At 47.2% G+C, this 12,264-nt stretch carries 11 protein-coding genes; 1 reads left to right on the top strand and 10 read right to left on the bottom strand.

Annotated elements, in window-relative coordinates:
• Positions 1 to 40 precede the first annotated feature (40 nt).
• Positions 41 to 1,432 (bottom strand): MFS transporter, encoded by a 1,392-nt coding sequence (locus tag BV494_RS22160; RefSeq protein WP_104924973.1) that lies wholly within the window; start codon positions 1,430 to 1,432, stop codon positions 41 to 43.
• A 45-nt stretch (positions 1,433 to 1,477) separates the two neighbouring features.
• Positions 1,478 to 3,052 (bottom strand): alpha-L-rhamnosidase-related protein, encoded by a 1,575-nt coding sequence (locus BV494_RS22155; protein WP_104924972.1) that lies wholly within the window; start codon positions 3,050 to 3,052, stop codon positions 1,478 to 1,480.
• Between the two features lie 215 nt (positions 3,053 to 3,267).
• Here BV494_RS22155 and BV494_RS22150 point away from each other — a divergent pair, with 215 nt between their 5' ends.
• A complete protein-coding gene (locus BV494_RS22150) occupies positions 3,268 to 4,092 on the top strand; it encodes a helix-turn-helix domain-containing protein (RefSeq protein WP_104924971.1) in 825 nt (274 codons plus the stop codon).
• Positions 4,093 to 4,129: 37 nt separating this feature from the next.
• Here the strand turns inward: BV494_RS22150 and BV494_RS22145 are convergent, their stop codons facing one another.
• The 8 genes from BV494_RS22145 to BV494_RS22105 all read right to left on the bottom strand — a co-directional run bounded on the left by BV494_RS22145 (position 4,130) and on the right by BV494_RS22105 (position 12,188).
• On the bottom strand, positions 4,130 to 4,447 hold the full coding sequence (locus tag BV494_RS22145; protein ID WP_104924970.1) for an RcnB family protein: 318 nt from the start codon (positions 4,445 to 4,447) through the stop codon (positions 4,130 to 4,132).
• Positions 4,448 to 5,193: 746 nt separating this feature from the next.
• Positions 5,194 to 5,547, bottom strand: coding sequence for a hypothetical protein (locus BV494_RS22135; RefSeq protein WP_104924969.1), 354 nt, complete (start codon positions 5,545 to 5,547; stop codon positions 5,194 to 5,196).
• Positions 5,548 to 5,723: 176 nt separating this feature from the next.
• Positions 5,724 to 5,960, bottom strand: coding sequence for a YgdI/YgdR family lipoprotein (locus tag BV494_RS22130; protein ID WP_104924968.1), 237 nt, complete (start codon positions 5,958 to 5,960; stop codon positions 5,724 to 5,726).
• 193 nt (positions 5,961 to 6,153) lie between these two features.
• On the bottom strand, positions 6,154 to 6,834 hold the full coding sequence (locus BV494_RS22125) for a fimbria/pilus periplasmic chaperone (protein WP_226790130.1): 681 nt from the start codon (positions 6,832 to 6,834) through the stop codon (positions 6,154 to 6,156).
• Positions 6,835 to 6,856: 22 nt separating this feature from the next.
• A complete protein-coding gene (gene stbD / locus BV494_RS22120; RefSeq protein ID WP_104924966.1) occupies positions 6,857 to 8,179 on the bottom strand; it encodes a fimbrial usher protein StbD in 1,323 nt (440 codons plus the stop codon).
• Between the two features lie 44 nt (positions 8,180 to 8,223).
• Positions 8,224 to 10,785: a fimbrial outer membrane usher protein gene (locus BV494_RS22115; protein WP_104924965.1), complete on the bottom strand. Its 2,562-nt coding sequence runs from the start codon at positions 10,783 to 10,785 to the stop codon at positions 8,224 to 8,226.
• Complete coding sequence (locus tag BV494_RS22110; RefSeq protein ID WP_192938206.1) at positions 10,766 to 11,431, bottom strand: fimbria/pilus periplasmic chaperone; 666 nt, start codon at positions 11,429 to 11,431, stop codon at positions 10,766 to 10,768. The genes BV494_RS22115 and BV494_RS22110 overlap by 20 nt, the downstream gene beginning before the upstream one ends.
• 193 nt (positions 11,432 to 11,624) lie before the next feature.
• Complete coding sequence (locus tag BV494_RS22105; RefSeq protein WP_104924963.1) at positions 11,625 to 12,188, bottom strand: fimbrial protein; 564 nt, start codon at positions 12,186 to 12,188, stop codon at positions 11,625 to 11,627.
• Between the last annotated feature and the right edge of the window lie 76 nt (positions 12,189 to 12,264).

Raw genomic sequence — 12,264 nt, 5'->3', positions numbered from 1 at the left:
AACCCTGTTCAGCCATTATGATAAGTCTATTCGATTGATCTTACCGCTCTTTAATACTTTCTAAAGTGAGTTTTGCGGCGTGCCTTCCAACGTTGTTGGATTTCCTTTCATCCAGCTCGGCTTTGATCTCTTCATAATTATCATCGAGGCGATAATAACGGCCTATCCAGAACATCGAACACAGGATCAGCGCCGCCGGAATATACAGATAGCAGGTTTTTATGGCCAGCAGCGCTTGCGGGCTTTGTACCTGATTGGCGAGATAGCCTCCGGCAGACAGTAGGATCCCGCTGATAGCACCGGCTCCGGCCATGGCGACTTTTCCCAGAAAGCCGTTAACTGATGTCAGAATGCCCGCAGTGTTGATCCCGGTTTTCCATTCGCCGTAATCAACAGGGTCAGCCTGCATGGAGAAATAAATGGCGGTGCGCTGACCGGCTCCGACCGATAATATCGTTGCGCCGGTTAATAAGCCGATAATGGCATTGCCGGAGAATATCATCACCAGCATGCCGGCGACGTTAATCGCGCAGGCGAATAAATAGACGTGGCGTTTTTTCATTCGCGCCGCCATAAACGGAACCGTTAATGTTCCCAGCAGCGGTACGAATGTCGAAATGCCCGCAGCAACGGCAGTAATATTCGTGTCGCCCACGTAATAATTAAAGAAATACACCAGCGCGCCGGTCTGGAAAAAGAATGCCCCCCACATCAGGAAGATATTCACTGCAAACACAAACCACGGACGGTTGTGGCGCAGGCTGGTCCATGCGCGGCGGAGCGTCATTTTTTCATTCTGAACGTGAATACTCTCTTTGACGTTCGCAAAACTCAGCAGCAGGAAGAATACGGCGATCCCGCCAAAAATCATCGCGGTATAGAGAAAGCCCGATTGCTGATTTCCGTTACCCAGAGAATGCACCAGCGGCAAGGTCGCAACGGCGACAATAGTAGAACCGAGTGAACCCATCACAATACGGACTGCCGAGAGCGTGGTGCGTTCTTTCGAATCATTGGTAATGAACGGCAGCATCGCGCAAAACGGAATATTAACGAGCGTATACAGAAACGAGAGGCACAGATACGTCAGGAAGGCGTACCAGAGTTTGCCCGTCAGGTCGAAATCCGGCACATAAAACGCCATCACACAAAGCAAACCAAACGGTACGGCACCCAGCAGCAGGTAAGGGCGGCAACGCCCCCAGCGGGTGTGGGTATTGTCGATAATCAATCCCATCAGGACATCTGCGACACCATCAACCAGGCGCGTGACTAAAAACATCAGTCCGGCGTAATAGGCGGGAAGCCCCATGATGTCGGTATAAAAGAACATGAGGTACAGCGAAATCATCTGCCAGACCAGATTGCAGGAGAGGTCGGCGATCCCATATCCCAGTCGCTGCCGCCACAGGGAAAAAGTGGTATTTTGCATGGTGTCTTCTCTTTAGGGTTGAGGTTATTGTTATTTTTTAGTTAATTACAAGCCATATTTGCGGAGGAAGTAAGCCGGAGTACAGCTCCAGGCATGGCAATAGCTGTTAATGAGTTTGCTGCCATACGGGGAAAAATCAGGACGCTTCGGATCGTACAATTCCCAGAACGTGTCGGCTCCGGCCTGCACCATTCCGCCCCAGTATTTTTTGATTTCCAGCGTGGCCCGGCGGGTTTCACCGACGCTGATCAGCGCGTCAATAAAGTGGTGCATCATGTACGGCGTGTTCATGCCTATTTCGGGCGGATTCGCCAGCAAACGGCTGATCAGCTGTGACCGAAAATCGTTATCACCGATTTCAGCCAACACCAGCCATATCTGCGAAGCACAGGAAGTCTGCTGCGCGGCACCGCTGACGAAGAACCCTTTATTTTCATCCCACAATTGTTCCATTGCCGCATTTTTCAGCTCATCGATTTTTGCGGTCAGCAATGTGACATTTTCGCCGTCGATTTTGCGGGCAAGCTCTCTGGCTTTCATCAGGCAATAAATCAGTACGCCCTGTGCCGGAGCCTGTTTATTCAGTGATTCGTGCCAGTCGATAAATGCCCACCAGTCATCGCTGTCCTGCACAATCCCTTTTTCGCTGACCCGTCCCAGCGCCAGCTCAACCTGCCGCCATGCGGTTGGCCAGAGATCTTCCAGTGTCTGCTGATCATTTGTCGCGGCGATGTAATCGGCGAGCGTGGCGACAAAAAACAGCGCGTAATCAAACAGAAAAGTATCGTCAGCAATGACGTCAGGCTTCATAAACAGATTGGACGACACCATGCCATCTTCGCGCGTGACCCCGGCAAATAAATACAGGCAGCGTTTTACCAGATCGTTTTGTTCAAACGTCTGGTAATTCACCAGCGCCTGTAAACGCAGATCACCCAGCCACAGACGGCGGTCGCGTTTTGGCCCGTCCTCAAACACTTCCTGCATACAGTTTCGCAATGTCAGTACGCTGACCTGGTCGATCTGATCCAACAAGGCATCCGGATGATGCAATCGCGCCAGCGAAGTGCTGTCCGCAGATGTCAACGTGTTCAGATGAATGTCACTCAGCTTCAGGTTAAATTTTGCTGAGGTGGAAATGACTTTGATTTTCACGTAACGGCAGCAATAACGGCGAGGCAACCGCACCTGTTCCGGCAGCACATCCAGATAAATATCTGCCTGTTGAAGCCAGCTGCTGCTCAGCCAGCCGCTGTATTCGCTGAACGGTACGCCCATTTCTGCCGCTGTTTCGCCGAAGATAAATTGCAGATGGGCTGGCGCATCCGGCGGGCTGCCTGCTGATTCGCAATGCAAACCAAAATACCCCACGCAGTGCGTACCGAAATCGATAATGACTTCATCACCCGGCGCCAGTTCACGCTCGATCAGACTGGCGGGAAGAGGGCTCTTTATGGCTTTCCAGCCCAGCGCTTCTGAAGTGTCGGCAATGACATCCACCACCCCAACCGGCTGTAAACGGGTTTGCTGCAACGCCGGTAAAAGACCGTCAGCGGCAGATAAAAAACGACTATTGCGATGAAAACGAAGACTGCTGTTTTTCTGTATCCCCTGAGACATTCCCGATACCTGTTCAATGATGTGTGAAGTGGAGTGTGCGCCGGGCTCAGAACGCCAGCTATTCTGTGGTTGCCAGCTTTGCGCGGGAAATGGCAGCCAGCGTGGGGTATTAAAGGGGACGATCACATATTCAGAAATCAGATTCGCGGGCCTGCGGGGGATCACTTAGGGTAGCTGTCTGCCCGGATAAAAGAACAAACGAGACAAATCGCCTTATGGATAAACTCAGAGTAGAAGCCTATTTTTCTTCTGTTGATGAAAAACTATCGGTTTATTCCAGCGACCCGGAAGATAACAACAGCGAGCATTGCCACGATTTTGACGAACTGGTGATTGTAGACAGCGGCCACGGATTGCACGTCATCAACGGCAAACCGGTTTTTATTCAGGAAGGCGACGTCTTTTTCGTCCGCGACAATGACTACCATTTCTATGATGAACTCGGCACGCTGAAACTGATTAATATACTCATCAACCCGCGGACTGAATTCAGCTATCTGACCAATACCGAACGCTTGCTTTCTCCCTTTTCTGCCAGCGAAGGCAGTGGCTACGGCTGGTTATTACCGGAGGTAAAAAATCATTGCCGGGGGCTGGTAGAGCAAATGTTTACTCCCGCGCACGATCCTGACCAAAACCTGCGTCCGGTTCAGCAGGAAGGTTTATTTTTCCAGTTGATCTTGAGTCTGGTAAACCAGCGGGAAACCGGGGATCGCAACCATACGCAGTACAAACTTCATCGCATGTTGGGGTATTTGCAGGAGCACTGTTTTACTGAGATTAACTGGGTGGACGTGGCCGATGAATTTTCACTGACGCAGCGCACGTTGTTTCGCCGTATAAAAGAGACCACAGGAATGACACCGGAAAACTACCTGAAAAGGCTGCGTTTGGTGTCGGCGCGCGTGAAGATCAAAAATACGGAAACCTCTATCACGGACATTGCCTTTATGTGTGGTTTTTCAAACAGTAATCACTTCACCACTTCCTATAAACAGGTGTTTGGCATTACGCCGTCACAGGAAAGAAAAAAGGCCTGAATTTCTTCAGGCCTCACAGATCCGAACTCAAAACGCATTACTGGAAGTAGATATCGCCGTTTTCGGCTTTGGTGATCTTACCGTCAGTATCTGTGATCAGCGCATAACTGCCGCCGATGTAAGTCCAGTGCGTGCCCGCATCCGGTGCCGGAAGATGACGTTCCTGCCAGCCGATGATTTCATAAGGCTTGGTGCGGTACAGCGCCGGAACCTGATCGCCAATCGAGTAAAGTTTGGAATCATCGTAGAACGATTTGATTTCGTGAGAGTTTGACGCTGCGAGCGCGGTATTGGCCAAAGGTAATAAGGAAGCCAAAACCAGGGCCGATAACATAACAATTTTTGAATGACGCATAGATTATCCCGTTTAAAATCATCAACGTAATGCCTGCTTCGGTGATATGCCGCCAATCCATTGTTTGAGCAGTAAAGCCGAAACCTGTGCTTTTTTGTAGGACAGGATAATAACGAGAAAATCCCCCGATGGCGGGACGATTTATTGTGTCTAAATGCAAATGAAACAACGCACTTTATGGTTCAGAAGATTTCTCTCCCATAAAAGAAATACTCACAATAAGAATTTTCCTATGTGTTATATTTATATCAGTTATTTTTTTACTTATGTCGGGTTTATCACATGCCGGATATCCGGATAATTTGCGAACAGTGCGGTTCAGATCGCTTTAACGCCACAGTCATTACGCCGTTTGCAGAAGTTGTGCATTCTATTCAGTGTGCCGCGTGCGCGCATCCTGTGAGAGTCGATGACGTGGTCATTTTCAGGGACGGAACTTACATCAGCGGGACATTTGATACGTCATCAGGCAGCCGAAACAGGCTGAATGATTTTGATATCTGAAAGAGAGGAAGTACGGGTTTATAGAGCAACGAAAAAAGTGCAGATGCGGGGAATGTGAGAGACCTGACAGGAGGCGGGGAGATGATCGAAACAAGGTGGATGCGTTAATGTAGATTCAATTTAACATAATCATGATTATGCGCACCAATAATGTAAGTCCGATTTGATAATGTCACCCAGATACGGCGCATTTGCCACCTTTCTGGGAGAACTCTTCTGATGCGGGTAACCATGTCCAAACTTCATTTTTTGCATTGAGAAACCATTGCTGATATGGCGGCGGTTACATCAGGTGCGTGAGGTGCATAAAAGAAGTTCACACTTGTTTGCTTATTACTAAAAGTAGAAACGTCAATCCATGCTACATCCTCGAAATTTGCATCCTGTAAGTTGTATCTTTCTGATCCATCTGGATATGGATCGCCTCTCATCAATGATAAGTGTTGATTTAGCGCTGCAGAGTATAGGCAGTTTATAACCTCATGCTGACGGCCATCAAAGTAAGCTGTTTTTAACTCGGGGTGCATTCCGACGCGTCCAAGATCAACGCATCCGGATGATGTCAGAATTATAAGAACTGGCAGCAAATTCTTCATAATGAATGACTCCTTTTGGGACGGTTTTAATAAAGTTACCACTTTAGCTGAAGGAACCGAGTATGAAGCCTTTACAGGGTCGGTATTACCAGTGAGCACATTCTGTGGGATGAAACGCTGGAACGGAAGGTAAAATACCCGCCCGACGTGGTGTCGGGCAGGCCACCTGCCCCTCTTTATTTCTCCACGATTTCTTTGACATCCTGCTGCTTAAGCTGATGCGTATTTCCATCTGTGTCTTTGTACGAGATAAGGCCGGTGTCTTTATCCTTTACCGGCTTGCCGTGCGTGGCGATCATGTGTCCGTCATCCGTTGAAATAACGTAGTTACTTGAACAGGCGGATATGCAAAGAACGGCCGATATGACCATGCTGCCCAAGGCGAATTGCTTTGATGATGCTGATATTTTCATTATAAATTCCCTGACCTTTCGTTTCTAAAAACACTTCATGTTAACGAGGTGGGGTATCCTCCTACACACTACTCAAACGCCGATGTAACAAGAAGGCATAAATTTTGGTTATGTTTTATTTGTGTTAATTAGAATCAACGAGCCAGATTATTTTTTACAGAAAATCAACAACACCTAAAACTTAATGCCTCAGTCATAGAATGTTTGATTTATTCGGCCAACGCGTCCCGTTGTCGTTGATCACTTCATAATCAATTTCGGGAGCCATGACTTTATCCTTTGGCACATCCACTGACTGGCTGGAAAACGGTTCCAGCATCAGATTTGGGAACGCCGTCTGCCCGGACTTCAGTGAGGATATTGTCAGATGCCACGGCGTGGGATTTTTCATCACCAGCGTTTTACCTGCCGCCGATTGTTGCACTGAAAATTGTAATTTCTGCGCATCACTCTCTTTGAGTTCCCCTACCTTTTCAGGCCTGACGAACACTTTCATGCGGATCTTTAAGGGCAGAACCACCCTTTTCTCCCCTTTATGCTGCGTTTCTGTATTCGGCGGAATTTGGTAGATATTCAGCCAATACACGCTTTCTCTGTCCTGAGGCAGGCTTCCTGCAGAAACCAGCAACAGGCGAATATTGCGGATCTCGCCGGGTGTCATTTTGAAAACCGGCGGATTGATCACAATCGGCGTATGAACCTTATCCGGATTCACGGTCGGGTCGCCATTATCTGTCCAGACCTGGACCACCACAGGTTCTTTCTCAGAATTAACTAATGAAAGTGATTCCGCGATGCTGCCTGAGCTGAACACCACGCGGGTTTTTTCCGCATTAACCACCGCACCGGCGTGAAACGCTGTGCAACAGAGCATAATGCCCGCCGCAAGGGTGACCTTATTGAAAACTGACCACCACTTGTAACTGCGCATTGACCGTTCCCGCTGTAACTGTTTCGCCACTGATGGCCTCCAGAGATGCTGTAAAATTACCGGTGTACGTTGTGACACCGTCCGTTGAATCATCCTGACTGGTGGTTAAAGCTTTATAAGCGTACCAACCGCCAGTGTTGCCAGTTGCTGTTGTCGTGCTCGATAACAGATTCAGTGCATTTCCGCTTTCATCATAAATGCGTATCCCTACGCCGGACGCGACACCTGAGCTGCCGTAATTGGTGTCCAGTAAATGCGTTAAACCACTGGTTGAGGTTAGACCCAGTGTTGTCGCGGCGGTGACCGCTGTTGACTGATTAACTAAGAAACCCATTGCAACATTAGCGGAGGATGTTGTTGATTTACTTACGCTGGATACAGCCGCATCTTCACAAGTTAAACTAATATCAAAAGTGCTTTGGCTCGTTTCACCATTATTGAGTGATGAAGTACTTATTGTGGGTAATAGAACAACGGATGGATAATCTTTGACAAGGCACATCGCACCCCGGACAAAAGTGACATCATTGTAGAGGCCATATGCTGCGGGCCATGCGGTATACCAACCGTTAGCGTTACTGTATGAATCTGCACCATCGGTAACATTTGTCGACAAACCAGGCCCTTTAAAAGCAATATAACCATAGGGTTGGGAATAACTCATTAACCAGGAGGTGCTACTATTAGTATAATAACTTGTGGAGTCTATTTTAAATAACTCTATGGTGATGCCACTGAATATACTAGCAGGAATATAAATGTAAGTTTCGTCTTGAACCCAATCGTCAGCGGTCAACTTTCGTGCTTTCCAGTATCTGGAATAATATTCACCTGTGGTTGTATTGGTCAATCGGTAGGCGACGTTTCTTACAGGGCTATAATAAGCATTGTCAACTTCATCTGTTGTGTACCTGCCGGTGTAGGCATTATCACCATTCGTACCGTACATTTCATAAATAGAATCGGCATCGGCTAACGCACATCTGAAAAGTATCTGATTTTGACCGTAAGTCGTTGCAACGGAGGCTTGGAAGAAGTCAGCTGTTGAACTGGCTATTAACGTTCCTGATGGCATGAAGCTTGAACCGGTACTTAAAGAGACAACTGAAGGAAGTCCTATATTACCATTGCAGGTATCGCAAGCCCCACTCCAGCTTGTGGCCGTGTAACCTGCTTCAATAAGTGCAGTAGTCAGATATCCGGTACCCGTCGCACGCGAGCAAGTTGCCTGTGAAATACCGGGCAGTACAAATCCCAAAAAAATCATTAAAAAAATTACTTTTTTCATCACGCATTAATTCCCTGTCTCATCATGAATATTTCTCAGTAAATTTAAATCTCACAAGGCAGTGTCATTTGAACAAATTCATTATCCGCAGTTGCAGGTAACTGATAATTAATCCGGCACTGTTCTGCATCGCCTTTACCCCATGAAACAAATAACACACCGGAGCGATCATTAATGCGTGCGTAGATCTGCCCCGCCTGTCCGACCATGCCTAAATTTTTACCGTCTTTATCGGTAACGTCAGCGCCCATCGGGATCATTTGTTTATTATTGAGCGTGGTATTAATCAGCACCTGCTGTCCGGATATTGTTTCAAAATTAACCTGGACGATCGCACCTGAATAAGGCACAACCTGCTGACTGCCGCCCTGAATATCCACTTTTGAGTTTAATCCCTTAGGATCCAGGCTCACGGTGTTATAACGATACGGAGATAACGACGGCATGATGGCGTAACCAAAGCTATCGATTTTCGCGCCCTGCCCGTTCTTGATTTCAGCCCCTTTGGCTCCCTTGGCTTTTACCAGCGCAAAAGTATCACTGACATACGGCCCGTAGGTCACGCCACCCGGATGGATAAGTAAAGTCCCCGACGTCCCCATCCCAAACTGCTTATAACCGCTGCCCTGAGAATAAGACCCGCGGAATGCCCCTTTGGAGGTGTTCTGTTGCAATGAACCGCCCCAGGTCATTTCATTCCCCGTGCTCTGATAGTTTTCTACGCCGCTGTATAATGAATAGGATAAGTTACTCTTTTCACCCACGGAGCCGGAAAGGCTGGTCGTGGCTGATTCTGACGTTTTGTTTTTCGCCACATTGAACGAAACGTTTGACCGTGAATCTGTCCAGTCGAGCGGCATGGAGAAACCGATGGAGATGGTATTCTCGGTGTACTTTTTATTGTTGTCGCTGTCATCGGTATTACTGTAATAGTTGCTTCGGTTACTGTAACTGGTGCGTTGTCTGCCAACGTTGATGTTGTAGCTGATCTTTTTATAACTATTGCTATAACCCAGCTGCATCTGAGTAATGCGTGAACTATTACTGTAATAGTCTGAGGTACTGGCATTCAGAGAAAGTGAACCGAACGTATCGAAGCCCTGGGCAATGGTCACGCTGAACTGATTCTTCTGATTCAGCGTATCCGAATAATAGGTACTGGTATTTTCGGCCGCTCGTCTTACGCCCAAAACATCCTGCAGATCGCGGAAACCTTTGGTGGAATAACGGTAGGCGGCCAGTGTCAGATTAGTGCCGGTCGTAAAGGTTTTGCTGTAACTGGCCTCGGCACGCCAACCCGACTGACGCTGATTGTTTTCTGCGAGCGCATGTGAATAAGTCGTATTGACGCCAATGGCCCCAAATTGCGTGGCCATTACGCCGCCAAGCAAATATGCCTCATAGTCTTTCGCCAGACGCACACCGGCATTGCCGGTAAACCGGTTGCTGATCCCGCGCTGCACAACACCTTCCACAAACTCGTTATCCACGCTGTAATATTTGCGCACCTTGCCAAGTGCCAGCTCATAGTTCCACAAACCAGGGCGAACAGAATCCGGCACTGCGGAATAGGGAACGGTAAAGGATGACGTTTGCCCGTTAGCTTCAATGACCGTGACCTGAAGATCGCCCTGACCTTTGGTGTTGGACAAATCGTCGATAACAAACGGGCCAGGTGAAACCACGGTTTCATAAATCGTCTTACCGAGCTGGCTCACCACAACACGCGCAGTGGTACTGGCAACGCCACGAACTTCCGGCGCATAACCCCGCTTGCCCTGAGGCATCATTCTGGTATCGCTGGCGAGTTTTACACCATTGAACGACAGGCTGCCAAACAGGCTGCTGTTGGTATAGCTGTCACCGAAGGTGATCAAAGAATTGATCGACGCCAAAGGCCGTTGTGCATTCGTCCGCACGCTGGTCCATTTATGGCTTGTCCGCCCATTATTATCGGTATAGCGATAATTTGACTGATTTCTTAATTGCCAAAGGCCAATATTGGTTCCGCTGTTAAGTCCGCTCCACAGGTTTTTTGTTTTATAGCCACCGGTGTTACGGGTTTCATAATAGTTAGTGTTGTGCTTAATAAATAAGCCCAGGCCGCCGCTATCCCACTGGGACACCGGAATATAACCCCGTGGCTGGCGATAGAGTAAACTTTGCGGGATCAGCAGTTTCAGTTTTTGCGTTGACTGTTCCAGTTCCCATGAAGATGCTTTTGAGAGATCGGAAAACCAGACACATTTATCATCAACAGGAATTAACGTCACCGTATCCGGTTTCAGCTGAATCAGTTTTATGTCTTCGGCTTTCAGGCAAGGCTGAACAGTGACATTATCTCCCTCAGATTTACGGCTAAATGTGATTTCTGTATTTTCTTTAACCAGTTTGTTATTGACATAGAGGTCTACCCGATAGGTTCCGGCATCCGCGCTGACAACTTTTTCGTTAAGTTTCTCCAGATTCACCGATACGCCAGAACCCTGCAGTAAGCCGGGATCAAAATAATAATCCTCTGCGACAGTAAACGGACTGTAACTGGCCATAATGCAGACAGTTAATAACGAAAGTGTCTGTGATTTTTTATTCGTGATTGATTTCATACTCGTGGCTCATCCTTGCACCCTGATCATTGAGATAATCAACAATAACTGTCGCATTTTTCAGATCTTGGATCTTTTTGAATACAACGCTTCCCTTTGAGAAAGGAGAGATCATATCGGCTTTCTGTTTATAGACCTGATTCCCCTGTTTAATTTTTACATTAATCAGAGAGGCATAAAATGGAGAATTGTTTTCGATATTAATGGTCGTGCTGCCATTCGCCTCAGAAGGGGTGACGCTAATTTTATCAAATAAACTTTTACTGCCGGAGGCAATAGCGGCGGGTCTGTAAAAAACCTTTACGCGGTTTTTTAACATGATCAGCATTTTATTCTTTTTTTGATCGCTTTCGTCACCCGCATTCACTGGCGGTATTTGTAAGAAATTAAAGTAAAAAATAGACTCCCGATCCTGGGGTAAATGACGTGCGCCATTAAATGCAATGCGGAGAACCTGCCCGCCGTTAGCCGAAATCCGAAAAAGAGCAGGAGAAGCAATAAAAGGTGCTTTACCTGTCGCGGGAGTGGACTCGGTATCACCATCATCCAGCCAGGTTTGCACCGCGTAAGGGATTATATCCTTATTACGAAATTCAACGTTTACAGAGGTGTTATCTGACGGGTAAATAATTCTGTTGCCAATCATCGTGACACTGGAAAATGCCATCGCGGGAAACAAACATGATATCAACAAAATAATCAGACCCGATATCTTGGTAATTAAAGTAAATTGATTAAACATTTTAATAGGTGACTTATAAGTTTGTGAGATATCTGTGGACGCCCGCCCCGATGAAAAAAAGATGGCAGTTAACTGCCATCTTCCGAGACTTTAAATGTTACTGATAAGAAATTGCATATTGCATTGAAGCAGCAACGGTACCGGCTGCCGCGACATCAGTGGCATAATATCGAGCGGTGTAGGTTGCCGTTGACGCTGTGTCACCCGCAGATAATTTCAGATCGTTATCAGCGGTGTAGGTTGAGCTCAGATTAATTTCTTCACCAGAAACATCCAGTATTTGAACCGTTACGTTTTCAGCTGTCCCGGTATTACCCAACGTGCCATTAGTTGTTTCAACCAGATTACCGGAAAATACAGTACTGATTTTTGTGTCAGTAGCATCATCTCCGCTGGTGCCAGCGCAACCGCTGACACCCATTTCAAATGTCGTGGCTCCTGCATGACTCCCTGCAGTGGCTAAATCAGAAGTAGAGACTGTGGGTAATAAGATAATAGGGGTGCTGTCATTACCATTCACGGTTAATGAACATGTCTCATCGGTGACTTCACCCTGGAACGAAATGGTATTATCAGACACAGCAGATGCCGTCATCGAATAACCTGCTACCAGCAAACCACAAGCCACTAAGATTTTCTTATTCATGCATTTTTTCTCCATTAGATTAATTTCCTTCTCACTGATTAAAGCGAGTCCCAGACTGGCCTCATCAGAGTGGGGAATAGTAAACAAGTGA

It is taken from the genome of Rahnella sikkimica (assembly GCF_002951615.1).
GTDB classification, from domain to species: domain Bacteria; phylum Pseudomonadota; class Gammaproteobacteria; order Enterobacterales; family Enterobacteriaceae; genus Rahnella; species Rahnella sikkimica.
The sequence above is the reverse complement of the archived record's forward strand: the minus strand, read 5'-3'. Positions and strand labels throughout refer to the sequence as shown.